Here is a 21,934-nt window from a genome sequence, read left to right as displayed (position 1 = left end):
AGGGGGGAAGGTACTTCTCAGGCCGGCGTGAAGAACGGCAGCGGGGCGCCGTCGGTCGGCTTCCACACCACCTTGACCTTCTGGCCGATCTTCACCGTCTCCAGATCGCAATCGACGATGTTCGTCTGCAGCGACGGACCTTCCTTCAGCGTCACATAGGCGATCGCATACGGACCGGTCGGCGACTTGCGCATCAGGCTGTAGGTGTAGACCGTGGCCTCACCGCTCGACTCTTCCCACACCGTCTTGTCGGAGAAGCAGAACGGGCAGATCGCGCGCGGGAAGTAATGCGCCTCGCCGCAGGTGGTGCAGCGCTTGATCATGAACTTGCCCGCCTTCGCCGCTTCCCAGAACGGCGCCGTCTCCGGATTGGTCACCGGGGCATTGTACTTCTTGGCTTCAGACATCACGCACGCTCCAGAATACAGGTTGAGGCGGCGTGGCGAACGCCGAGCAGACCACCGGTGCCGTGGGCGATTGCGAGGTCGCAGTTCTTCACCTGCACCTTCGGATGCGCCTCGCCACGCAGTTGGCGGACGGCCTCGAGGATCTTGGTCATGCCGCCGCGATTGACGGGATGGTTGCTGCAGAGGCCGCCGCCGTCGGTGTTGAACGGCAGCTTGCCGACGCCCGAGATCAGGTTGCCGTCGGCGACGAACTTGCCGCCCTCGCCCTTCTTGCAGAAGCCGAGGTCCTCGAGCTGCATCAGCACCGTGATGGTGAAGCTGTCATAGATCGAGGCGTATTTGATGTCCTTCGGCGTCACGCCGGCCTCCTCGAACGCGCGCGGGCCGGACCACACGCCGGCGGAATAGGTCAGATCGAGATCCTTGCCGCCGCGCGGCCCCTTCATCGCCTCGCCGTGGCCGATCAGGCGCACCAGCGGCTTCTTCAGGCTCTTGGCGATCTCCGGCGTCGTGACGATCATCGCGCCGCCGCCGTCGGTGACCACGCAGCAATCCATCCGATGCAGCGGATCCGAGATCATCGGCGAGTTCAGCACGTCCTCGACGGTGACGACCTCCTTCAGCATGGCATGCGGATTGTATTGCGCGTGATGCGAGGCCGCGACCTTGATCCAGGCGAGCTGCTCGGAGGTGGTGCCGTAGTCGTGCATATGGCGCATGGCACACATGCCATAGGCATTGTGCGTGGTAGCCCCGTAAGCCAATTCGAAATCGGCCTCGGCGCCGGAGGCGCGCGGCGGCATCGGGCCGGTGCGCGGCTTGCCCGCCAGCGTGACCAGCGCGACCGAGCACTTGCCCGCGGCAATCGCCTCGGCGGCGTGACCGAGATGGATCAGATAGGAACAGCCGCCGGTCTCGGTGGAGTCGACGTGACGCAGCTTCTTGGTGTTGAGGCCGAGATAGTCGACCATCGGCCACAGCCCGCCCGGCGCATCGCCGGCGCAGAAATAGCCGTCGATATCGTCCTTGGTGAGTCCGGCGTCCTCGATCGCGCCCTTGGCGACCTCGGCATGTAGCTGCGCTGTTGATTTATCGGGTGCATGCCGGGTGGGATGTTCGTAGATCCCGGCAATGTAGGCCTTGCCCTTGATGGTCAAATCGCTCTCCGCTGGCGTTTTTCGCTCCAGCGTTTTTCTGAACCGACGTAGCGGCGTTGGCAAGCGCGGAAATATTCCGTCAGGCGAGACTGCGGTGAGTGCGTAATATGCACGCGATAAAACCAGTGTCGTCCCGGCGAAGGCCGGGACCCATAACCACCGCTGTTCGTCGTTGCGCGACGCTGGGGCCGCAGCTCAATCCAACAACACAACCCTGTGTTTATGGGTCCCGGGTCGCGCTTCGCTTGCCCGGGACGACGCTGAATATTTGGCGACCCTACTCCGCTGCCATCTGCCGCGGCGCGGGCGGCGGGTTGGCAAGGTCGGCGGCGAGTTGCGCGTAGCGAACCTTCGCCTCCTTGACCGCCTTCTCCTTCACTGGGCCGTAGCCGCGGATGCGCTCGGGCAGCGACAGCAATTCGACCGCGATGTCGTGATTGAGCGGCGACAGCAGGTTCAGTACCGTCGCGACGTCCTTCTCGTATCCCGCGATCAGATCGCGCTCGAGCCTGCGGTCGGCGTTGTAACCGAAGATGTCGAGAGGCGTGCCGCGCAGGAAGCGGAATCGCGCCATCACCCTGAAGGCCGACATCATCCACGAACCGAAGGCGCGCTTCTTCGGACGCCCCTGCGCATCGAGTCCACCGCCGAGGATCGGCGGTGCCAGATTGAAATTGAACTTGAAGTCGCCCTCGAACTGATCGCGCAGTTGCTTCTCGAAGCGGCCATCGGTGAACAGCCGCGCCACCTCGTACTCGTCCTTGTAGGCGAGCAGCTTGGCATAGTTGATCGCAACCGCGCGCGGCAGCGCCTCGCCATAGCCGCCCTTGGTGGCGGCATCGCGCACCTGGTCGACCAGCTTGCGATAACGCCTGGCCAACCGTCCGTTCTGATAGTCGGTCAGAAGACCCATGCGATGGGTGATGATCTCGTCGAGCGACATCGCATCCAGCGACTTGACCGGGGCTGCGTCGTCGTCCTGCCCCTTCATCATCGCAGCGAGCCGCGCCGGATCGGCCGCGGCCAGACGCCCGAGCTGGAACGCCTGCGTGTTCATCTTGATCGAGACGCCATTGACCTCGATCGCCTGCTGGATCGCCTCCGCCGACAGCGGCAGCAGCCCGCGCTGATAGGCAAAGCCCATCATCATGATGTTGGTGGCGATCGAGTCGCCGAGCAGCGCTTCGGCCGGCTTGGTGAAGTCGAAGAACGCGGAGTCCTTGCGCAGCTCGGTCTCCAGCACGCCGGTGACCTTGCGGCTCTGGAAGTTGAAGTCGCGGTTGAGGATGAAATCCGCGGTCGGGATGATGTGGCTGTTGATGATGCCGACGGTGCGGCTCGCGTCGCACAGCGTCATGGTGTCCTTCGAAACCGCAACGACTTCGTCAGCCGCAAGGACAAGATCAGCGGTGCCGGTCACGATGCGCGAGCAGGTCACGTCGGCGGTGTGCTCCGACAGCCGGACATGGCTCAGCACCGCGCCGCCCTTCTGCGCAAGACCGGACATGTCGAGGATCATGGAGGCCTTGCCCTCGATATGCGCGGCCATGCCGAGCAGCGCGCCGATCGTCAGCACGCCGGTGCCGCCGACGCCGCCGACCGCGATATTATAGGGCCGGTCGAGCGCGGGCTTCGAAGCCGGCTCCGGCAAGACGCCGATATCGCCGAGTTCGGCGGGCGCGCGACGCTTGAGGGTGCCGCCATCGATCGTGACGAAGGACGGGCAAAAACCCTTCACGCAGGAATAGTCCTTGTTGCAGGTCGACTGGTTGATGGTGCGCTTGCGCCCCAGTTCCGTCTCCAGCGGCTCGACCGAGATGCAGTTCGACTGCACCGAGCAGTCGCCGCAGCCTTCGCAGACCGCCGGATTGATCAGCACGCGGCGCGCCGGATCCTCCATCAGGCCGCGCTTGCGGCGACGGCGCTTCTCGGCCGCGCAGGTCTGCACGAACACGATCGCCGAGGTGCCCTTGGTGTCGCGGCACATCTTCTGGACGTTTTCGAGCTCGTCGCGATGGAACAGCTTGACGCCGGGCGCGATGGTGCCGGCCGGATAGGCGTCGGGATTTTCCGAGACCAGATAGATTTCGCGGATGCCCTCGGCGTGGAGCTGGAAGGTGATCTGCTGCGGCGACAGGTCGCCGTCATGGCGCTGGCCGCCGGTCATCGCGACCGCGTCGTTGTAGAGGATCTTGTAGGTGATGTTGGCCTTGGAGGCGATCGACTGGCGGATCGCGAGAATGCCGGAGTGGAAGTAGGTGCCGTCGCCGAGATTGGCGAAGATGTGGTTCTCGTTGGTGAAGGGCGCGATGCCGACCCACGGCACGCCCTCGCCGCCCATATGGGTAAATGTCTCGGTCGAGCGGTTCATCCACAACGCCATGAAGTGGCAGCCGATGCCGCCGAGCGCGCGGCTGCCTTCCGGCACCTTGGTCGAGGTGTTGTGCGGACACCCCGAGCAGAAATACGGCGTGCGGCTGACCGGCGCCGTCGCCTGCATCTGGCTCGACTGGCGGCCGTTGAACCAGTCGGCCTTGGCGCGCAGCATCTCGGCGATTTCAGGATTGAGATTGAGTCGAAGCAGCCGTTCGGTCAGCGAGCTCGCCAGCGAGGCCACGCTGAGCTCGGCGGCAAACGTCAGGAAGCGCTTGTCGTGATCGTCCATCTTGCCGACGATGCGCGGGCGCACGTCGTCGCGCCAGTTGAACAGCTCCTGCTTGACCTGGTTCTCGACGATCTCGCGGCGCTCCTCGACGATGAAGATCTCCTCGAGACCGACGGCGAAATTGCGCACGCCTTCCGGCTCCAGTGGCCAGGGCATGCCGATCTTGTAGAGGCGAAGGCCGATCTTGGCGGCGATCTCGGGCGTGATGCCGAGCTCGCGCAGCGCCTGGCGGATGTCCTCGTAGCTCTTGCCGGACGCCATGATGCCGTAGCGCGCGTTCGGCGAATCCATCGTGATGCGGTTGACCTTGTTGGCGCGGGCAAAGGCGATCGCGGCAAAACCCTTGTAGTCCTGCAAGCGCCGGTCCTGCTCGAAGCGGTCGTCGGGCCAACGGATGTTGAGCCCGCCCGGCGGCAACTCGAAATCGGTCGGGATGATGAACGGCGTCATCTCGTCGGTGAGGTCGATCTCGGCCGTGGTCTCGACCGTCTCGGTGATCACCTTCATGCCGACCCAGCAGCCCGAGTAGCGCGACATCGCGATACCCAGGAGGCCCATCTCGATCATTTCATGGATGCTGGAGGGGTAGAGGTAGGGCATCAGCGCGGAGATGAAGGCGTGGTCGGACTGATGCGGAACGGTGGAGGATTTCGCGCCGTGGTCGTCGCCGGCAAGGCAGAGCACGCCGCCATGCTTGGCGGAGCCTGCCGCGTTGCCGTGGCGGAACACGTCGCCGCAGCGGTCCACGCCGGGGCCCTTGCCGTACCAGATGCCGACCGCGCCATCATATTTGGCGCCGGGCGACAGGCTGAGCTGCTGCGAGCCCCAGATCGCGGTGGCAGCCAGGTCCTCGTTCACGCCGGGCTGGAATTTGATGTTGTACTGCTCGAGATGCTTGCGGGCGGCGAACAGTTGCTGGTCGTAGCCGCCGAGGGGGGAACCGCGATAGCCGGAGATGAAGCCCGCCGTGTTGAGGCCTGCGGCGCGGTCACGCCTGATCTGCGCCATCGGCAGGCGGACCAGCGCCTGGATGCCGGTCATGAAGACGTGGCCGGTGCCCTGAGTGTATTTCTGGTCGAGGCTGATAGGCCCTTGGTTGATTCCCATTTAGCCCTCTTTTCGCTGGCCGCGACGGCTGCTTTTTAGCTAGTCATCCGAACTTGTTAGAACCAGTCTATGTCGGATTTTCCGGCCCGCGCAGCACAATTCTGGGCGACCAAGCCCGTCGCTCAAAAATCGCAATATCGTGCCGGGAATATCCGAGGGCCGTTTCGGTTTCTGTCGCAGGACAGGCCCGCGGCGAAATGGCGTGACGCGTCTTGTGGACCGGAAGGTGATTGGATGCGGCGACGATTTCGGACGACGGGTGCGATTCTGGTCGGTGCGCTGTTGTGCAGTGCGTTCGCGGCCCGCGAATGCGCCGCTGCGTCAACCGACGACATCATCGCCCGCGGCAAGGCGCTCACGATCGCCGGCGACTGCGCAAGCTGCCACACCGCCGATCCGGCAAAGCCCTTCGCCGGCGGCAAGCGGATCGACACACCGTTCGGCGCGGTGTTCTCTGCGAATCTCACCCCCGATCGCGATACCGGCATCGGCGGTTGGAGCGACGACGATTTCCTCCGCGCGCTGCGGATGGGGGTCTCGCCAAGCGGGACGCATTATTATCCGGCCTTCCCCTACCCTTCCTTCACGAAGCTGATCCGCGACGACATCCTGGCGATCCGCGCCTATCTCGCGACGCTTCCGCCGGTGAGCAACAAGGCGCCGCCGCCGCAGCTGCGCTGGCCGCTGAACTATCGCGCGCTGATGCGGGCCTGGAATGCGCTGTTCTTCACGCCCGGCATCATCCAGCCGGACCAGAGCAAGCCTGCGCAATGGAATCGCGGCCGCTATCTTGTCGAGGCGCTCGGCCATTGCGGCGCCTGCCACACGCCGAAGAATGCCTTCGGCGCTGACAGGCGCGACCAGGCGCTCGGAGGCGGCATGGTGCAAGGCATGTTTGCACCGAGGCTCGACGGCGCCGAGCGCAGCGGGCTGAAATCATGGAGCGCCGCTGACATCGTCGAATACCTGCAGAGCGGCCGCAACGGGCACAGCCATGCCGGTCCCCTGATGTCGGAGGTGGTTGTCAATTCGACTTCGAAGATGGGCGACGCCGACGTGCGCGCCATCGCCGCCTATCTGAAGAGCCTGCCCCCCGGTGCGCCTGAGCCTGCGGTCACCCCGCCCGCGCCGGCGCAGATGAGCAACGGCGAGCGCATCTATCGCGGCGCCTGCGTCGCCTGCCACGAGCTCGACGGCTCCGGCGCGCCGCGGATCTATCCGCCGCTGCCCGGCAACGCCAATCTGCAATCGGCCAATCCAGCGAGCACGCTGCGCATCATCCTCGACGGCGCGCAGACACTCACCACGCCGCGCGCGCCCAACGCAGGCTCGATGCCGGCCTATCCGAAGCTCAGTGATCAGGACGTGGCCGATGTCGCGACCTATATCCGCAATTCCTGGGGCAATGCAGCGCCGGCCGTGACCGCGGACGAGGTCGCCAAGCACGGACGGCGAAATGAAGGCGCGAACGGGAAAGTAGCGCCTCACCGCTCCTCGCCGGAGAACACGAATTTCGGCATCTCCCATTTGTAGCGGATCGCGAGCATCCGGAAGCTCAGGCCGAGCGCGAAGGTCAGCAGCGTCCAGGCCGTAGGGTTGAGGTTCAACCCAAACGCGGTCGCATAGAACAGCCCCGTCACCACCGAGACGCTGGCGTAGAGCTCGCTGCGGAACAGCAGCGGCACCTCGTTGCAGAGGATGTCGCGCAGCACGCCGCCGGCGCAGCCGGTGATCATGCCGGAGACGATCACGATCGGCAGCGAGGCGTCGACCTGCCAGGCCACGTCGCAGCCGGCCATGGTGAACACCACGAGCCCGATCGCATCGAGCACCAGGAATGCAAGGTTGAGCCTGACCACCAGCCGCGCCAGCAGGATGGTGGCGAAGGCGCCGGCGGCGGCGATCGCGAGGTAGATCGGCTGTGCGACCCACAGCAGCGGATAATGTCCGAGCAGCACGTCGCGGATGGTGCCGCCGCCAAGCGCGGTGATCGCCCCGAGCATGCAGACGCCGGCCCAATCCATGCTGCGCCTGCCGGCCGCCAGCGCCGCCGTCATCGATTGCGCCGCAACGGCGATGAACGAGAGCACGTGCAGCACCGAATCGGTGGGCGGCATGGTCCACATTGAAAAGGCCTCACGGAACAGGTTTGGAACCCTCGGAATCGTAGGTTCCTGCATGAACAGGTTGCAACATTGGCGCGGAACATCCCGACGCGCCAGCCATTGTCCCCTGCGTTTAGCTTTGGGGTGCTAACGGAGGAACTTTGCAATGGCCTACAACCCTGACGATCCGTATCGCGCCAACCTGACCGATGACGAAATCCGCCGTCAGGCGCGCTTCAACAGCCTGGACAACGAGTTGCAGCCCGATCCGGAACTGCAGGAGGGACCGGCCAGCGGCACCAAGGTCGCGATGTTCGCAGTTGCGGTGGCCGTGGTGCTCGGCGCGCTGTTCTACGGGTTGAACAATACGTCGGTCCATGAGGCGGGCACGACGCCGTCGACGCAGACCGCGCAGCAACAGCCGGCCAATCCGGCCGGGGCGCCTCCGGGCATGCGCGACGTGACGCCGAAGCCGAACAGCCAGCCCGGCGTGACCACGGGCGCGGCGCCTGCCAGCCCGCCGACTGCGCCGTCGGACATGAACAAGTCCGACATGAACAAGCCGACCGCCCCGCCGGCCGAGAATTCGAAGTAACGCGTGACGCAACTGACCAGGCGCGAGCGGCGGGCCCAAGCGGCCCGCCGCTATTTCGAGGTCTACTTGAACATCTTGTTGAGTTCGCCGCCGGGATAGCCGTTGGCGAATTCGGTGAAGGTGCCCTTCTCGGCCATTTCCTTCGCCGCCTTCATGACACCGCTCCAGGCCATCCGCGCCAGCGCGCCGCCGACGCTGATCCGCCGCACGCCGAGATCGGCCACCGCCTGCAGCGTCAGCTCGGACGCGCCGCCGATCAGGAGATTGACCGGCTTCGGCGCGACCGCCTTCACGACCGCGGAGATCTCCTCCTTGGTCGAGATGCCCGGTGCATAGAGGACGTCTGCCCCGGCCTGCGAATAGGCCTGCAGCCGCTCGATCACCAGGTTGAGGTCTTTCTTTCCCCACAGGAACGCTTCGCAGCGGCCGGTGAGCAACACGCCGCTGTTGTCGGCATCGATGGCCTTACGCGCCGCCCTGATGCGCTCGACCGCGAGCTTGTGCTCGAACAGCGGATTGGCGGCATCTCCGGTGGAGTCCTCGATCGACAGCCCGGCAACGCCGGTCTTGACGCCGCGTGCGACATTGACCGCGACCTTGTCGGGCTCGACGGCGAAGCCGCCCTCGAAATCCGCATTGACCGGAATATCGACCGCCGTACAGATCGCGGTCAGGTGGTCGCAGACGTCGTCGATGGTGACGCGGTTGTCGGCCTTGGCGATGGTCCAGGCAAAGCCTGCGCTGGTCGAGGCCAGCGCCTTGAACCCGAGATGCTGCAAGGCGCGGGCGCTGCCGGCATCGAACGGATTCGGAATGATGAAGCATCCGCTCTCGTGCAGCTTCTTGAAGGCTGTGCGTTTGTCAGCAGTTGGCAGTGGCATTGGTCGCTCCCTGAAGTCATTGGCCGCGGACAGATAGGAACGGGTGCTTGCAGGCGCTAGTGCTGCTCATGCACTGCCCGGCTGTCTTTCGGCGCCTGCTCGCGTTCGTTCAATCCGTAGTCGCGCATCACACTCGCAACGCGCAGGCGATAATTGTCGAAAATCCGCGCGCGGCCCTTGGCCTGGGTGCGGCGGTGCTCGATGGTGTTGCGCCAGGCTTCTACCGCAGCCTCGTCGCGGAAGAATGACAGCGACACGAACTTGCCCTTCTCGGTGAGGCTCTCGAACCGCTCGACCGAGATGAAGCCCTCGATTTCCTGCAGGATCGGTTTCAGTTCGGCGGCGAGGTCGAAATACAGATTCCGGTGCTCCGGCTTCGGCCAGACTTCGAAGATCACGGCGATCATGGGCGCCTCCGCTCAATGTTGTTGCGGAACGACTATAGCTCGACCTTGCGCAAAAATGTCCGTTCCTCCGCGAGGATGAAACGGTTTTCTTCCGCGAAGTTGAAATTAGTCATGCCTTCCTTGTCCTGGCGCAGCCGCGCGCGATAGGCCTCATAGGCGGCAAGGCTCTCGAACGAGATCAGCGCGAAGCCGATGTTGTTGGTGCCTTCATGCGGCATCCAGTAGCCGAGCAGATCGCCGCCGCAGCGCGGGATGATCGAGAGCCAGTTCCGCGAATACTCCTCGAACATCGCGCGCTTGAACGGATCGAGCTGGTAGCGGATGAAGACGGTAATGGTCATTGATGGCCTCCGATATGTTTCCGTCGTCATTGCGAGCGCCAGCGAAGCAATCCATCGCACCGCGCGTGGGGTCGAATGGATTCGTCGCTGCGCTCCTCGCAATGACGACCGTACTGACAGCACACTACCGCCTTGCCCGACCTCGATGCTTCGGCTATCATCGAACTATGAAAGCAGGACCCGACATCTCCCGGATCGCCGCCTTGGTCGGCGATCCCGCACGCTGCAACATGCTGACCGCGCTGATGACCGGCCGCGCGCTGACCGCGAGCGAGCTGGCGCAGGAGGCCGGCATCACGCCGCAGACGGCGAGCTCGCATCTCGCCAAGCTCGAGGCCGGCGGACTGATCGAGCCCGAGAAGCAGGGCCGCCACCGCTATTATCGGCTCTCGGACCCCGACGTCGCCGATGTGCTGGAAGGCCTGCAGGGCATCGCCGCCCGCGCCGGCCACATGCGCGTGCGCACCGGGCCGAAGGATCCGGCGCTGCGCCGAGCCCGCATCTGCTACGACCACCTTGCCGGTGATCTCGGCGTGCAGATGCTCGACAGCATGAAGCGGCAGAAGCTGGTTCGCCAGAGTAAGCAGGCGATCGAGCTGACCGGCGAAGGCAAGCGCTTCATGGCGGAGGAGCTGCAGATCGACGCCGATGCGCTGACGCATCCACGCCGTCCGGTGTGCAAGGCCTGCCTCGACTGGAGCGAGCGGCGGCACCATCTCGCCGGCACGCTGGGTGCGGCGATGATGGACCGCTTCACCGAATTGAAATGGGCCGCGCGGGACATCACGCCGGGCAGCCGCGTCGTCAATTTCTCGCGCAATGGCGAGAAGCGGTTCGCGGCGCTGTTCGGCGCCGGCGAGTAACATCGCACATTCAAGTCAGCGTCGGCGATTTCATGCGCGCCCTCTCGGTCACGCTTGTCTCGCGCTCCGATCCATTTGCATCCGCGACGCGCGCTGCGCTCGCGCCTGCGAAATGTTTCGAAATGATGCTGAGCTTGCTTGCGGCGCACTGACGCAGCTGTGAGCTGCAACATTCATGTCGCATTCAGCCCGCAACATTATGTTCGGCGACATCGGGCACGGCTTCTGCAATGATCCGGCCGGGCGAATCGGTAGTCTGAAAGTTTGTTGCGGTGCCGCAGCGCGGCCCAAATAAAAGGAGAAGTCATGAAGTATCTTTTTGCAGCAGCCGTTTTGGTGACGACCGCTTTCGCCGGCATCAGTGCCGCTGATGCGGCCGGTGGCTGCGGCCCGGGCTGGCATCGCGGTCCCTATGGCGGCTGCGTCAGGAATCGTGGCCCCGTCGTGGTTGCGCCGGGCGCGGTCGTGGTTGAGCGCCCCGTCGTCGTCGCGCCCGGCCCGGTCGTGGTGGCGCCGCGCGTTCGCGCCTGCCCCTATGGCTTCGTCTGGCGATATGGCCGTTGCCGCCCGATCTGATCGCGGCGCATTTCGCACAAACAAAACCCCGCCTCGCGCGGGGTTTTTCTTTTGGGTGATCGCGGCAGGCTCGCTCACTTCTGCCTGCCGCATTCGACTGCTTACCAGTTGCGGAAGCAGCGGCGGCCGAAGGGGCCCGAGTGCCAGCCGCGCGGGCAATTGTACATCGGACGGCAGCCGCCATAGGGACCGCGGTGCCAGCCCGGCCCGCAGCCGCCGGCAACACGAATGGTGTTGTCGGATGCGGCCTGGGCCGGATCGAGCGGTGCGATCGGCATGGCGTGCGACGCCGACAGCGCCGCCAGAGTGAGACCGAACGCAAGCGCGGACGCAGCAATGATTTTCATGAACAGTCCTCTCCGCCGAAATGATCGCGCGTGAAAATACGTCTCACCCCGGCGGCAGACGGTTCAATCACCAGCGGCGCCAGTGATGATGACGGCGCCAATGGCGGTGGCGGTGGCGCCAGCCCCAATGCCGGTGGTGCCAGTGCCGATGATGCCAGCGTCCATGGCCATGATGCCAGTGCACCTGCTCGGGCTTCAAATGATCAACCTCGTCGCCGGTGGTGACGGCCGGATGCGCATCGCTGCCCGCCGGCGCACGTGCATCCTGGTTGAGGAGAAGCGGCGCGAGCGGCGCCGCCTGGGCGGTTGCTGCGAAAGCGGCCGCGCCGGCGGCGACGCCGAAGGCGATCTTCAGAAAATCCCTGCGTTCCATGAGCGTTTCCCTTTGTTGCTGGGTTGGATCAACCGCACCCGGCGAGTTTTTTCGCTCCGACCTGAACGCTCGCTGAACCGCGCGTTCACGTTTCGCGGAACTCGGTGCGCCGCGGCTGTTGTGACGTCACACAACCATCACGACGTCACGCAACAGCAAGGGCGGGTCGCATCCGTGCAACCCGCTCTGCGCACGCTGCCGCATCTTGGCCGTCATGCCGATTCCGGTGATGTGTCGCGCGATGAAACAGGACTAGCATTGCGCCACAACAACATCTCAGGGAGGCCGCCATGAAGTCAGGACAACCGCTCAAGGATGCCAGCCACCTCTACGAGGTCGAACGCCGCGCCCTGCACGCCGCCCGCCCCGGGTTCCGCATCATGGAGCTGCAGCTGTCGCCGACCCAGAAAGTGCCGTGGCACACCCACAGCAACATCTCCGACACGTTCTATGTGCTCGAGGGCCAGATGCGGCTGTTCCTGCAGGAGCCAAAGGAGGAAGTGAACCTGAAGGTCGGCGAAGTCTACGCCGTCCGCCCGAACCGCCCGCACCTCGTCACCAACGCCGGCACGAATTCGCTGACCTTCCTGATCCTGCAAGGCGTCGGCGAGTACGACTACGTGCCGCTGGCGATAGGCTAATATTGAGCGCAGCACTCTCAACTCTTCGTCCCTGCCTAGTGCGCAATTGCGCACGGGAGCAGCGACCCATGACCACAGGATTGCGGCGTTGAAGCGAGCTGGGGCTCCAGCTTCGTGGACCAACTGATATTCGTGGTCATGTGTCCCGGGTCGCGCTTCGCTTGCCCGGGACGACGTGGGGTGAGATTCCGGTTCACATCCCGAACAGCGATGAGGACAAGCATCCGTCGCTCGTCGGACCACAGTGATGCGAGGGCGCAACGCCCTCGCGACTGTCACCTTAGCGGCACGAATTACCGGCAGGGATAGCGGCGGCCGTCCTTGCCCTGGAACGTGCCGGTGCCAGGATCATAGGAGCGATAACGCTGCGCGCAGTAAGCATCATGCTGCTGAGCTGCAGCGGCCGCCTCCTGCTGCGCAGCGGCGTTCGCCGCACCGGCAACAATAGCGCCGCCGATGAGGCCGCCGATCAATCCGCCGACCGCAGCGCCGCCGCCTCCACCGCCGTCACAATAGCCATGATGGCACCAGACCTTGTGCGTGGCAGACGGCGCCTGAGTCTGCAGATCGCTCGGCAGCAAAGGCGCAGCATTCGCCGGAAGCGACGTTGCGAGCAGCGTGACGGACATCACAGCAACAGCAAAACGAGACAGCACGTTACAACTCCATTTCCAAAAAGCAGAATGTCCCAGTTAGCGGAGTTGTCCGGATTTTCAATCCCGAAAGTGTGGTTCCATGGGGACAGACCTCTCGGTTGCATTGCTCCATTGTTTGCATTGCAGGCCTGCGGGTTGGCGGCGGCCAATAACGCGCGGCGATGGTGACATCACTCACACATAAGTCGCGCTTATCCGGCGACGCGCGGTGCCGGTCACATCAGCTTCAGCGGCGCATCGTGAACCAGCCGCAGGTCGATGTTGCCGATCAGCCGCGCGCGGCGCGCCTCGGCGGTGCTAATCGCGGCCTCGGTCTGCCGCAAGGTGCTGACGTTCGATCCAAGGGACACGATGCCGCCAAGCACCAACGCAATCGATCCGAGTGCCGCAGTCTGACCAGAACTGAACAGGCCAAGCAGCGCAGCGAGCAACAATGCGAAGCCGGCTGCGATCGCGACCTTCGATCCGAGAATGATCCGCCGGGATCGTTCGGCGCTCTCGGCAAGCTCCTCGATCTGCGCCTCGATCTCGGAAATCTCGTCGGTCGGCTCGTCTTCGGTCATCGGATTCGAACCTGTAGGGCGGGTTAGGCGGAAGCCGTAACCCTCCGCGGATCGTGCGGAACGAAGGTGGTGGGTTACGCGGAGTTTATTATCGGGCCGCGCTTCGCGCGGACCCGTTGGCAACCCACCCTACGACAGCATTACAGCGGCAGATTGTCGTGCTTCTTCGCCGGGATCTCGACCTTCTTATCCTTCAGCATCGCGAGCGCCCGCGCGATCCGGCGCCTCGTCGAATGCGGCATGATGACGTCGTCGATGTAGCCGCGCTCGGCGGCGATGAATGGCGACAGGAAGCGGTCTTCGTATTCCTTGGTGCGCGCGGCGATCTTGTCGGGGTCGCCGATGTCACTGCGGAAGATGATCTCCACCGCGCCCTTGGCGCCCATGACCGCGATCTGGGCGGTCGGCCAGGCGTAGTTCATGTCGGCGCCGATCTCCTTCGACGCCATGACGTCGAACGCGCCGCCATAGGCCTTGCGGGTGATGATGGTGACGAGCGGCACCGTGCACTGCGAATAGGCGAACAGCAGCTTGGCGCCGTGCTTGATCAGGCCGCCATATTCCTGTGCGGTGCCCGGCAGGAAGCCCGGCACGTCGACGAAGGTGACGATCGGGATGTTGAAGGCATCGCAAAAACGAACGAAGCGCGCGGCCTTGCGTGAGGCGTCCGAGTCGAGCACGCCTGCCAGCACCATCGGCTGGTTGGCGACGAAGCCCACGGTCCGGCCGGCGATACGGCCGAAGCCGGTGACGATGTTCCGGGCGAAGGTCTCCGAGATCTCGAAGAAGTCGCCCTCGTCGACGACCTTCAGGATCAGCTCCTTCATGTCGTAGGGCTTGTTCGGATTGTCGGGGATCAGCGTGTCCAGGGACATGTCGACCCGGCCGATGTCGTCGAAGCTCGGCCATTCCGGCACGCCGTCTGTGTTGTTCGACGGCAGGAAGTCGATCAGCCGGCGCATCTGCAACAGCGCATCGACGTCGTTCTCGAAGGCACCGTCGGCGATCGAGGAGCGCGTCGCGTGCACCGAGGCGCCGCCGAGCTCTTCCGCGGTCACCACCTCGTTGGTGACGGTCTTCACCACGTCGGGGCCGGTGACGAACATGTAGCTGGTGTTCTTCACCATGAAGATGAAGTCGGTCATCGCCGGCGAATAGACGTCGCCGCCGGCGCAGGGACCCATGATGACGGAGATCTGCGGGATCACGCCCGAAGCCTGCACGTTGCGGCGGAACACATAGGAATAGCCCGCGAGCGCCGCGACGCCCTCCTGGATGCGCGCACCGCCGGCGTCATAGAGGCCGATGATCGGCGCCCTCGCCTTCATCGCCATGTCCTGAAGTTTTGTGATCTTCAGCGCGTGGGTCTCGGACAGCGAACCGCCGAACACCGTAAAGTCCTTGGCAAAGACAAAGGTCTTGCGGCCATTGACCGTGCCCCAGCCGGTGACGACGCCGTCGCCGGGGATCTTGGTCTTCTCCATGCCGAACTCGATCGAGCGGTGCTCGACGAACATGTCGAATTCCTCGAACGAGCCCTTGTCCAGCAGGAGCTCGATCCGCTCGCGTGCGGTCAGCTTGCCGCGGGCGTGCTGCGCCTCGATGCGCTTTTCGCCGCCGCCCAATTTCGCGCCGGCGCGCCGCTCTTCGAGGGTGTCGAGGATGTCTTTCATTTGTTTCCGCCCGTGTTAGCTACAGTCCGCGTCCCGGTGCGAGCCGGGTCCGCTTCGTTCGGAATGGCTTTAGCACGGCCATTTCGGAACCGGAAAGGCGCTTGTGGGCGGTATTGAGCGCCAAAACGGTAGGATTTTCCGACATCTGGGGAGACTGCAATGACCGACATGACGACTGAAGCCACCGGCGCCGCGACCGGCGGGTGCGCACCCTGCTCCGGCTGGAGGGGTTGGTCCTGTTCGTCGGGATGACCGTGCTCTACTACAAGTGGGAGGGTTCCTGGCTGGTCTATGTCCTGCTGTTCCTGGTGCCGGACTTAAGCTTTGCCGCTTACCTGATCAGCCCGCGGATCGGCGCCATCGCCTACAACGCCGCCCACACCTATCTGGCGCCGGTGGCGCTGATGACACTGGGCTTTGCCGGTGAAGGACCCTTGGTGCTCTCGATCGCGATGATCTGGCTTGCCCATATCGGGATCGACCGCGCGCTCGGCTACGGGCTGAAATACTCGACAGGGTTCGGCTACACCCATCTCGGGCGGATCGGCAAGCTCAGCTGAACTCGACCCCGATCCGGCCTTTCCTGCGCCAGACCACGCGGCAGCGCCGTTCGGTCGCTTCCATTTCCAGCACGAGACGGAAACTGTCGGGGATATCACCCGGATTGGTCGCCTCGACCGCGGCGCCGGTCGCGGAGAGGTTGCGGACGATGCAGGTCATGCTGCGCCGGGCGAAGCTGATCCGCGCCGCGCGCGCGACATTGCGCCGGGAAGCCCTGCGCTGGTCGCCGGCTGCGAGACTCGTCGCGCCGGTCGAGAAGCCGGCACGGACCCTGCCCTGCAGCCGCACGTCCGCCTGCATGTCGAAATGCTTGACGATGCGGGGCCTGCTTCCGACCGCCGTCAATTGCAGCGATGCGAGCAGATGCTCGACCTTCGCGCCGTTGCCGAACGGCAGCAGCAGCCGCTCGCAATCGACCTGCTGATCGTTGGCATCGATGGTCGAGAACACCATGTAGACCGCGCAGCCGCTTGCGGCGCATTCCTTCGCCGGCGTCAGCGTGATGCGCCGGAGCGACATCGGAACCACCTGCTCCATGGTCTTCCCGGCCCAGGCGGAATTGAACGCCTCGGCGACATTCTCGCCCTGATACATCGCGCGAAACTTGCGCAGGCGCCCCTCGCCTTCGACCGCCCATGCGACGAGTTGCCGGGGATCATGGATCGCGGGATCCGGCTTCAGCTCGCCGAAGGCGGGAAACGGCCGGCCGGCGGCCAGCTGATCCCACTGTGCCAACAGTGCACGCTGGCTTGCTGACCTGATCGCATCAGGCGCAATGAACCTGAAGGTCATCTGCCCCTCTGATGTCGCGTCAGCGCGGAAGGTGGTCGGCTCGGCTTAATGATCACTGAAACCCGCCCCGCAACAATGCGGGGCGATGCGGCCGTCACCATGAATTACCACTTGGCATGGTTAGCGCGCGCTTTACACTTCGGCCAGACCACAGGGGGAAATCATGCTCAGCTACGGTCGCCTGGCCGCCATCGGCGCAGTGCTTCTCAGCGCGCTGCTGTTCGCCTGCATCGAGACCAGCGCGCAGCAGATCCCGAAGGAGATCGCATCGCGCACCGAGATCTACGGCATCCCCTCGCTGACGATCTCCGACCACCAGTTCCTGACCGGCGACCGCAACGGCAAGCCGGTCACCGTCGGCGGCGAATTCCGGATCGCGCAAGGAACCGGCCGGCTGCCGGTGGTGGTGCTGATGCACGGATCGAGCGGCGTCGGCGCCGGCATGGACGGCTGGGTGCGCCACTTCAACGGCATGGGCATCTCGACCTTCGTGATCGACGGCTTCTCCGGCCGCGGCCTGACCGCGACCGGGCCGAACCAGGCGCTGCTCGGCCGGCTCAATTTCATCATCGACATCTACCATTCGCTGGAGATCCTCGCCAAACATCCGAGGGTCGATCCCGAGCGCATCGCGCTGATGGGATTCTCGCGCGGCGGCCAGGCCACGCTCTATGCGAGCCTCGATCGCTTCAACAAGCTCTGGAACAAGTCCGGCGTGCAGTTCGCCGCGTATATCCCGTTCTATCCGGATTGCTCGACCAGCTATCTCACCGACACCGAGGTCGCGGCGCGGCCGATTCGGATCTTTCACGGCACGCCCGACGACTATAACCCGGTCGCAAGCTGCAAGGCCTATGTCACGCGCCTGCAGGAGGCCAAGCGCGACGTGGTGCTGACCGAATATCCCGACTCTGCGCACGGCTTCGACGCCGGCCTGATCGGCAACAACACGGTGGTGGAGGCGAAGGGATCGCAGACCGTGCGCCACTGCACCATCAGGGAAGGCGACGGCGGCGTGCTGATGAACGCATCGACGCAGGCGCCGTTCAGCTACAAGGATGCCTGCGTCGAGCTCGGTCCGCACGTCGGCGGCAACCCGGCCACCGCGCTCGAGGCCCGCAAGGCGGTCAGCGATTTCCTGCAGGCGCTGTTCAAGCTGGGCTAGTCGTCAGGCGAAGCGGCGCGCGAACACCACGCAGACGACGACGAGCATGGTCGCCGCGATCATCGACCAGGCCACCGGCTCGTGCAGCAGCAGCCCGGCGAGCGCGAGCCCGAAGAACGGCTGCAGCAGCTGCAGCTGACCGACGCTGGCGATGCCGCCGAGCGCAAGCCCGCGATACCAGAACACGAAGCCGACCAGCATGCTGAAGATCGAGACATAAGCGAGCCCAAGCCAGGCCGGCGCGCCGATGCCCTGCCAGCTCGGCGGCAGCGTCATGATGGTCATCAGCAGCGTCACCGGCACCGAGAGCACCAGCGCCCAGGAGATCACCTGCCAGCCGCCGAGCCGGCGCGACAGCGCCGCACCCTCGGCGTAACCGAGACCGCAGACGACGATGGCCGCGACCATCAGGAGGTCACCGGTCAGCGAGGCCGATCCGTCGTTCGACAACGCGAACCCGGCCACCGTCGCGCCACCGATACTGGAGAACAGCCAGAACAGCGGCTTCGGCCGCTCGCCGCCGCGCAGCACGCCGAACACCGCGGTCGACAGCGGCAGCAGGCCGATGAACACGATCGAATGCGCCGAGGTGATGTGCTGGAGCGCCAGCGCAGTCAGCAACGGGAAGCCGATCACGACGCCGAGTGCGACAATGGTCAGCGACACCAGATCCCTGCGCTGCGGCCAGGGCTGGCGCAGCACCGCGAGCAGCACGGCGCCGAGCAGCGCCGCGATCGCAGCCCGCGCAGCGGTCAGGAACAGTGGCGAGAACCCGGCCACCGCGACGCGCGTCGCCGGCAGCGAGCCGCTGAAGATGATCACGCCGAGCAGGCCGCTGCCCCAGCCCTCCAGCGACGCGCCGCCGCCCGCCTCGCCGGTCCAGGACTTCCCCGACAATGTCTTCGAATCGCTCATCGCGCACCTCGTCTTTCGCGAGCGAGGATAGCGGCGGCGGGCTGGCCAAGGCAGCTACGGATCAGTACAATATCGCCAAACTGTATGGGCAAAGGTAGGCATACACTTGCAACACCCCTCCAATGCGCCGAAAGCGACCCGAACCACCGAAGTGATGAACGCGATCCGCGCCAGGATCGCGAGCCGCGCGCTCGCCGCCGACGACCGTCTGCCCTCGATCCGCAGCTTCGCCGCGACCATGGGCGTCTCGCCCTCGACCGTGGTCGAGGCCTATGACCGGCTTGCCGCCGAGGGCCTGATCCGGGCGCGGCCGGGCTCCGGCTTCTATGTCTCGTCGGCGGCGCTGCCGCCGCTTTCGCTGGCCAAGGACCAGCCGCAGCGCGACCGCGCCGTCGATCCGTTCTGGGTGTCGCGGCAATCGCTCGACGCCGCGAGTGGCGCGCTGAAGCCGGGCTGCGGCTGGCTGCCCGCCGACTGGATGCCGACCGAGGCGCTGCGGCGCGCGTTCCGCGGCCTGGCGCGGGCCGAGGACGCCGTGCTCGCCGATTACGGCGCAACGCGCGGCTCGCTGGCCCTGCGCCGCACGCTGATGGCACGGTTCGCCGACGAGGGCCTCGAAGTGTCGCCCGAGCAGGTGCTGCTGACGATGTCCGGCACCCAGGCGATCGACCTGATCTGCCGCTTCCTGCTGCGGCCCGGCGACACGGTGCTGGTCGACGATCCCTGCTATTTCAATTTCCGGGCGCTGCTGCGCGCCCATCAGGTCAAGCTGGTCAGCGTGCCCTACACCCCGTCGGGGCCCGACGTTGCAAGCTTCGAGGCCGTGCTCGAAGCCGAGCGCCCGCGCCTCTACATCACCGTATCCGGACTGCACAATCCGACCGGCGCGACGATGTCGCCGCAGACCGCGCACCGCGTGCTGAATGCCGCCACCGCCTGCGATCTCACTATCGTCGAGGACGACATCTTCGCCGATTTCGAGCCGGAGCCGTCGGCGCGGCTCGCGGCCCTCGACGGGCTCAACCGCGTGATCCGGATCGGCAGCTTCTCCAAGACGCTGTCGGCGTCGCTGCGCTGCGGCTTCATCGCCGCGCGCGCCGACTGGATCGAGCAGTTGGTCGATCTGCAGGTCGCGACCGGGTTCGGCGGCCCCTGCGCGGTCGCGACCGAAATCATCGCCAGCGTCCTTGCGACCGGCTTCTACCGCAAGCATGTCGAGGAGCTGCGCCGGCGGCTCGGGCGCGCCCGCCGCGATGTCGGCGAGAAACTGCAGCGCATCGGCATCGAGCCGTGGCTGATGCCGCGCGGCGGCTTCCAGCTCTGGTGCCGCCTGCCCGACGGCTGCGACTCCGCCGACGTGGCGCGCGCTGCGCTCGCCGACAACATCGTGCTGGCGCCGGGCAACGTGTTCAGCACTACGCAATCGGCCACCGGCTTCATGCGCTTCAACGTCGCGCAGTGTCGCGATCCGAAGCTGATGCCGGCGTTGCAGCGGGCGATCGGGCGCTAAAGCGCGCCCGATCAATGCACCGAACTACTTCTCCCCAACCTTGAACGGCTCTTCCTTGCCAGGCGGCACCGTCTCTTCCGCCATGGCCAGGATCATCGCGACCATCACGTAATTGCCGGCCAGCGCGGTGAGATCGACGATCTGCTGATCGTTGAAGATCTTTTTCGCCCGCGCATAGGTCTCGTCGGAAATCTTCTTGGTCGTGGTGAGCTCGGTGACGAAATCATACACGACCGCCTCGTCGTCGGCCATTTTCGACGGCCGGTTGCCGGCCTTCAACTCGGCGATGACGTCGGCCGACAGCCCGGCCTTGGCCGCGAGCGGTGCGTGCGCGAACCACTCGACCTGCGAGCGCCACTGGCGGCCGATGATCAGGATCGCGAACTCGTTGAGCCTGGTCGGCACCGAGGTCTGCCAGCGCAGATAATAGAACAGATCGTAGAGCCGCTGGCCGAGCACCGGGCTGCGGATGATCGGATTGTAGGGCCCGCCGATACCGACGCTCGACACTTTCATGATCTGCTCGCCGAGCGGCTTCTGCAAATCGTTGAGCTGATCCATCGTGAGCTGCGGGAAGCGCGGCTCCTTGCTCGTCGCGGGCACCGATAACACCGTGGCCGCGAGCCAGCCGCCCGCTGCGGCCAGCGTGAGCGACGAGAGCCAGACTGTTGCCGAATGCATGATTTCCTCCGCTTGATTTTATCGGAGGATGCTAGTCGAGCCGCGCAGCGCCTACCAGCTGCTGCGCGCGCAGGTCAGCCCGTCACAGCGCGACGATATCGGTCAGGCATTGCTGCGTGACGCTCATCCGCGCGTCGATCTGCGCCTGCGTCTTGCAGTCCATGTTCATCGCGAACACGGTGATGTCGCTGCCCTTCTCGGACCAGCCGACCAGCCAGCCGAGCGAACCGTGCTCCTTGTCGGTGAGGCCGGTCTTGGCACGGATGACGGCGTCGCCGACCTTCGTCACCGGGAGAATATCGCGCACCAGCTCCTGGCTGCGCTTGCCGACCGGCAGCACGCCGCGGCGCAGCCGGTCGAGGAAATCGATCTGCTGCACCGGATCGATCCGCAGGTTTCCCTTGACCCAGAACTGGTCGATGCCGCCGCCGATGTCGCGATTGCCGTAGTCGATCGTGTCGAGATACTTCTTCATCCGCTCCTCGCCGATGCGGCGGGCGATCTCCTGGAACACCGGAAAGGCCGACACCGCGATCGCCGAGCGCAGCGTGTGATCCTTGTTCCAGGCCTCGATGCTGCGGGTGACGCCGTCCCACTTGAAGACGTCCTTGTCCGGATCCTGCACCACGCCGGTGTCGAGCGCGATCAGCGCGTTCGGGATCTTGAAGGTCGAGGCCGGCAGCCTGCCCTCGCCCGAGCGAACCTTGTCGCTCGCGATGATCAGATAGTCGTCGATCTTGTAGCCGACGAAGGTGCCTTCGGTGCCAAGATCGAAGAACCGCTTCTGCAGGTCCTCGCGAAACTCGCTGCGCTGGTACGACACGTTGGCGAAGCTGCGCTGTGGCAGGATGGCGGCGGCAGCAAACAGACCGAGCGCATGGCGACGATGGATCACGGCGGGACTCACAGCAGAACCTGAGCGGCTCGGGTTGGCGACGATGGTGGATGGCATC

General features: G+C 65.1%; 23 protein-coding genes and 1 pseudogene. 8 read left to right on the top strand and 16 right to left on the bottom strand.

Going from position 1 to position 21,934, the window contains the following annotated elements; all coding sequences use genetic code 11:
- Positions 1 to 17: 17 nt before the first annotated feature.
- From ALC15_RS01850 to ALC15_RS01840, 3 genes are all read right to left on the bottom strand, one after another.
- Entirely contained in the window at positions 18 to 407 is a 390-nt protein-coding gene (locus ALC15_RS01850; protein ID WP_021080623.1) for a Zn-ribbon domain-containing OB-fold protein, read from the bottom strand.
- On the bottom strand, positions 407 to 1,564 hold the full coding sequence (locus tag ALC15_RS01845) for a thiolase domain-containing protein (RefSeq protein ID WP_050625784.1): 1,158 nt from the start codon (positions 1,562 to 1,564) through the stop codon (positions 407 to 409). Before ALC15_RS01845 ends, ALC15_RS01850 begins: the two co-directional genes overlap by 1 nt.
- Positions 1,565 to 1,841: 277 nt before the next feature.
- Positions 1,842 to 5,336, bottom strand: a complete 3,495-nt coding sequence (locus ALC15_RS01840; protein WP_050625783.1) for an indolepyruvate ferredoxin oxidoreductase family protein — start codon at positions 5,334 to 5,336, stop codon at positions 1,842 to 1,844.
- A 234-nt stretch (positions 5,337 to 5,570) separates the two neighbouring features.
- Here ALC15_RS01840 and ALC15_RS01835 point away from each other — a divergent pair, with 234 nt between their 5' ends.
- The gene (locus tag ALC15_RS01835) at positions 5,571 to 6,869 is read left to right on the top strand and encodes a c-type cytochrome (RefSeq protein ID WP_244485881.1); all 1,299 of its coding nucleotides are present in this window, start codon (positions 5,571 to 5,573) and stop codon (positions 6,867 to 6,869) included.
- On the opposite strand, the gene ALC15_RS01830 is transcribed toward ALC15_RS01835, so the two are convergent.
- The gene (locus tag ALC15_RS01830) at positions 6,821 to 7,462 is read right to left on the bottom strand and encodes a trimeric intracellular cation channel family protein (RefSeq protein ID WP_050625782.1); all 642 of its coding nucleotides are present in this window, start codon (positions 7,460 to 7,462) and stop codon (positions 6,821 to 6,823) included. The genes ALC15_RS01835 and ALC15_RS01830 overlap by 49 nt on opposite strands.
- Positions 7,463 to 7,607: 145 nt before the next feature.
- Here ALC15_RS01830 and ALC15_RS01825 point away from each other — a divergent pair, with 145 nt between their 5' ends.
- Positions 7,608 to 8,036 (top strand): hypothetical protein, encoded by a 429-nt coding sequence (locus ALC15_RS01825; RefSeq protein ID WP_050625781.1) that lies wholly within the window; start codon positions 7,608 to 7,610, stop codon positions 8,034 to 8,036.
- A gap of 62 nt (positions 8,037 to 8,098) precedes the next feature.
- Here ALC15_RS01825 and ALC15_RS01820 read toward each other — a convergent pair whose 3' ends face one another.
- Genes ALC15_RS01820 through ALC15_RS01810 form a run of 3 tightly spaced genes read right to left on the bottom strand, consistent with a single transcriptional unit; the run spans position 8,099 to position 9,665 of the window.
- Positions 8,099 to 8,917: an isocitrate lyase/PEP mutase family protein gene (locus ALC15_RS01820; RefSeq protein ID WP_050625780.1), complete on the bottom strand. Its 819-nt coding sequence runs from the start codon at positions 8,915 to 8,917 to the stop codon at positions 8,099 to 8,101.
- A 56-nt stretch (positions 8,918 to 8,973) separates the two neighbouring features.
- The gene (locus ALC15_RS01815) at positions 8,974 to 9,324 is read right to left on the bottom strand and encodes an antibiotic biosynthesis monooxygenase family protein (protein ID WP_050625779.1); all 351 of its coding nucleotides are present in this window, start codon (positions 9,322 to 9,324) and stop codon (positions 8,974 to 8,976) included.
- A 32-nt stretch (positions 9,325 to 9,356) separates the two neighbouring features.
- Entirely contained in the window at positions 9,357 to 9,665 is a 309-nt protein-coding gene (locus ALC15_RS01810; RefSeq protein WP_050625778.1) for an NIPSNAP family protein, read from the bottom strand.
- Positions 9,666 to 9,832: 167 nt separating this feature from the next.
- On the opposite strand from ALC15_RS01810, the gene ALC15_RS01805 reads away from it, so the two are divergent.
- Positions 9,833 to 10,528, top strand: coding sequence for an ArsR/SmtB family transcription factor (locus ALC15_RS01805; protein ID WP_050625777.1), 696 nt, complete (start codon positions 9,833 to 9,835; stop codon positions 10,526 to 10,528).
- A 306-nt stretch (positions 10,529 to 10,834) separates the two neighbouring features.
- Positions 10,835 to 11,104: a GCG_CRPN prefix-to-repeats domain-containing protein gene (locus ALC15_RS01800; protein ID WP_050625776.1), complete on the top strand. Its 270-nt coding sequence runs from the start codon at positions 10,835 to 10,837 to the stop codon at positions 11,102 to 11,104.
- Positions 11,105 to 11,205: 101 nt separating this feature from the next.
- On the opposite strand, the gene ALC15_RS01795 is transcribed toward ALC15_RS01800, so the two are convergent.
- Together ALC15_RS01795 and ALC15_RS01790 are read right to left on the bottom strand one after the other, a co-directional pair.
- Positions 11,206 to 11,451 (bottom strand): GCG_CRPN prefix-to-repeats domain-containing protein, encoded by a 246-nt coding sequence (locus ALC15_RS01795; RefSeq protein ID WP_050625775.1) that lies wholly within the window; start codon positions 11,449 to 11,451, stop codon positions 11,206 to 11,208.
- A gap of 67 nt (positions 11,452 to 11,518) precedes the next feature.
- Positions 11,519 to 11,824 (bottom strand): twin-arginine translocation signal domain-containing protein, encoded by a 306-nt coding sequence (locus ALC15_RS01790; protein WP_050625774.1) that lies wholly within the window; start codon positions 11,822 to 11,824, stop codon positions 11,519 to 11,521.
- Positions 11,825 to 12,114: 290 nt separating this feature from the next.
- On the opposite strand from ALC15_RS01790, the gene ALC15_RS01785 reads away from it, so the two are divergent.
- Positions 12,115 to 12,465, top strand: a complete 351-nt coding sequence (locus ALC15_RS01785; protein ID WP_050625773.1) for a cupin domain-containing protein — start codon at positions 12,115 to 12,117, stop codon at positions 12,463 to 12,465.
- 293 nt (positions 12,466 to 12,758) lie between these two features.
- On the opposite strand, the gene ALC15_RS01780 is transcribed toward ALC15_RS01785, so the two are convergent.
- From ALC15_RS01780 to ALC15_RS01770, 3 genes are all read right to left on the bottom strand, one after another.
- Entirely contained in the window at positions 12,759 to 13,121 is a 363-nt protein-coding gene (locus tag ALC15_RS01780) for a BA14K family protein (RefSeq protein ID WP_244485880.1), read from the bottom strand.
- A gap of 215 nt (positions 13,122 to 13,336) precedes the next feature.
- The gene (locus tag ALC15_RS01775) at positions 13,337 to 13,684 is read right to left on the bottom strand and encodes a hypothetical protein (protein ID WP_050625771.1); all 348 of its coding nucleotides are present in this window, start codon (positions 13,682 to 13,684) and stop codon (positions 13,337 to 13,339) included.
- 140 nt (positions 13,685 to 13,824) lie between these two features.
- Positions 13,825 to 15,357 (bottom strand): acyl-CoA carboxylase subunit beta, encoded by a 1,533-nt coding sequence (locus tag ALC15_RS01770; protein ID WP_050625770.1) that lies wholly within the window; start codon positions 15,355 to 15,357, stop codon positions 13,825 to 13,827.
- A gap of 159 nt (positions 15,358 to 15,516) precedes the next feature.
- Here ALC15_RS01770 and ALC15_RS01765 point away from each other — a divergent pair.
- A pseudogene (locus tag ALC15_RS01765) lies at positions 15,517 to 15,917 on the top strand (DUF4260 domain-containing protein).
- Here ALC15_RS01765 and ALC15_RS41310 read toward each other — a convergent pair.
- Positions 15,910 to 16,710 carry a PilZ domain-containing protein gene (locus ALC15_RS41310; RefSeq protein ID WP_050625769.1) on the bottom strand — a complete coding sequence of 267 codons (801 nt, stop codon included), beginning with the start codon at positions 16,708 to 16,710 and terminating at the stop codon, positions 15,910 to 15,912. The pseudogene ALC15_RS01765 and the gene ALC15_RS41310 overlap by 8 nt on opposite strands.
- 163 nt (positions 16,711 to 16,873) lie before the next feature.
- Here ALC15_RS41310 and ALC15_RS01755 point away from each other — a divergent pair, with 163 nt between their 5' ends.
- Positions 16,874 to 17,875, top strand: a complete 1,002-nt coding sequence (locus tag ALC15_RS01755) for a dienelactone hydrolase family protein (protein WP_050625768.1) — start codon at positions 16,874 to 16,876, stop codon at positions 17,873 to 17,875.
- A 3-nt stretch (positions 17,876 to 17,878) separates the two neighbouring features.
- Here ALC15_RS01755 and ALC15_RS01750 read toward each other — a convergent pair whose 3' ends face one another.
- Entirely contained in the window at positions 17,879 to 18,790 is a 912-nt protein-coding gene (locus tag ALC15_RS01750; protein ID WP_050625767.1) for a DMT family transporter, read from the bottom strand.
- A 154-nt stretch (positions 18,791 to 18,944) separates the two neighbouring features.
- Here ALC15_RS01750 and ALC15_RS01745 point away from each other — a divergent pair, with 154 nt between their 5' ends.
- A complete protein-coding gene (locus ALC15_RS01745; protein ID WP_050625848.1) occupies positions 18,945 to 20,300 on the top strand; it encodes an aminotransferase-like domain-containing protein in 1,356 nt (451 codons plus the stop codon).
- 24 nt (positions 20,301 to 20,324) lie between these two features.
- On the opposite strand, the gene ALC15_RS01740 is transcribed toward ALC15_RS01745, so the two are convergent.
- Together ALC15_RS01740 and blaOXA are read right to left on the bottom strand one after the other, a co-directional pair.
- Positions 20,325 to 20,981, bottom strand: a complete 657-nt coding sequence (locus tag ALC15_RS01740) for a carboxymuconolactone decarboxylase family protein (protein ID WP_050625766.1) — start codon at positions 20,979 to 20,981, stop codon at positions 20,325 to 20,327.
- 82 nt (positions 20,982 to 21,063) lie between these two features.
- Complete coding sequence (gene blaOXA / locus ALC15_RS01735; RefSeq protein ID WP_050625847.1) at positions 21,064 to 21,876, bottom strand: class D beta-lactamase; 813 nt, start codon at positions 21,874 to 21,876, stop codon at positions 21,064 to 21,066.
- Positions 21,877 to 21,934: the final 58 nt, after the last annotated feature.

The sequence above is a fragment of the Bradyrhizobium viridifuturi genome (genome assembly GCF_001238275.1).
GTDB lineage: Bacteria > Pseudomonadota > Alphaproteobacteria > Rhizobiales > Xanthobacteraceae > Bradyrhizobium > Bradyrhizobium viridifuturi.
Note: the sequence above shows the minus strand (reverse complement) of the source record. Positions and strands in the feature narration are given on the sequence as shown.

Bases quoted from the DNA above. Each gene is read 5' to 3' on its own strand.
- ALC15_RS01850 (WP_021080623.1), bottom strand. From the start codon at position 407: ATGTCTGAAGCCAAGAAGTACAATGCCCCGGTGACCAATCCGGAGACG.
- ALC15_RS01840 (WP_050625783.1), bottom strand. From the start codon at position 5,336: ATGGGAATCAACCAAGGGCCTATCAGCCTCGACCAGAAATACACTCAG.
- ALC15_RS01835 (WP_244485881.1), top strand. From the start codon at position 5,571: ATGCGGCGACGATTTCGGACGACGGGTGCGATTCTGGTCGGTGCGCTG.
- ALC15_RS01830 (WP_050625782.1), bottom strand. From the start codon at position 7,462: ATGTGGACCATGCCGCCCACCGATTCGGTGCTGCACGTGCTCTCGTTC.
- ALC15_RS01825 (WP_050625781.1), top strand. From the start codon at position 7,608: ATGGCCTACAACCCTGACGATCCGTATCGCGCCAACCTGACCGATGAC.
- ALC15_RS01820 (WP_050625780.1), bottom strand. From the start codon at position 8,917: ATGCCACTGCCAACTGCTGACAAACGCACAGCCTTCAAGAAGCTGCAC.
- ALC15_RS01815 (WP_050625779.1), bottom strand. From the start codon at position 9,324: ATGATCGCCGTGATCTTCGAAGTCTGGCCGAAGCCGGAGCACCGGAAT.
- ALC15_RS01810 (WP_050625778.1), bottom strand. From the start codon at position 9,665: ATGACCATTACCGTCTTCATCCGCTACCAGCTCGATCCGTTCAAGCGC.
- ALC15_RS01805 (WP_050625777.1), top strand. From the start codon at position 9,833: ATGAAAGCAGGACCCGACATCTCCCGGATCGCCGCCTTGGTCGGCGAT.
- ALC15_RS01800 (WP_050625776.1), top strand. From the start codon at position 10,835: ATGAAGTATCTTTTTGCAGCAGCCGTTTTGGTGACGACCGCTTTCGCC.
- ALC15_RS01795 (WP_050625775.1), bottom strand. From the start codon at position 11,451: ATGAAAATCATTGCTGCGTCCGCGCTTGCGTTCGGTCTCACTCTGGCG.
- ALC15_RS01790 (WP_050625774.1), bottom strand. From the start codon at position 11,824: ATGGAACGCAGGGATTTTCTGAAGATCGCCTTCGGCGTCGCCGCCGGC.
- ALC15_RS01785 (WP_050625773.1), top strand. From the start codon at position 12,115: ATGAAGTCAGGACAACCGCTCAAGGATGCCAGCCACCTCTACGAGGTC.
- ALC15_RS01775 (WP_050625771.1), bottom strand. From the start codon at position 13,684: ATGACCGAAGACGAGCCGACCGACGAGATTTCCGAGATCGAGGCGCAG.
- ALC15_RS01770 (WP_050625770.1), bottom strand. From the start codon at position 15,357: ATGAAAGACATCCTCGACACCCTCGAAGAGCGGCGCGCCGGCGCGAAA.
- ALC15_RS41310 (WP_050625769.1), bottom strand. From the start codon at position 16,710: ATGACCTTCAGGTTCATTGCGCCTGATGCGATCAGGTCAGCAAGCCAG.
- ALC15_RS01755 (WP_050625768.1), top strand. From the start codon at position 16,874: ATGCTCAGCTACGGTCGCCTGGCCGCCATCGGCGCAGTGCTTCTCAGC.
- ALC15_RS01750 (WP_050625767.1), bottom strand. From the start codon at position 18,790: ATGAGCGATTCGAAGACATTGTCGGGGAAGTCCTGGACCGGCGAGGCG.
- ALC15_RS01745 (WP_050625848.1), top strand. From the start codon at position 18,945: ATGAACGCGATCCGCGCCAGGATCGCGAGCCGCGCGCTCGCCGCCGAC.
- ALC15_RS01740 (WP_050625766.1), bottom strand. From the start codon at position 20,981: ATGCATTCGGCAACAGTCTGGCTCTCGTCGCTCACGCTGGCCGCAGCG.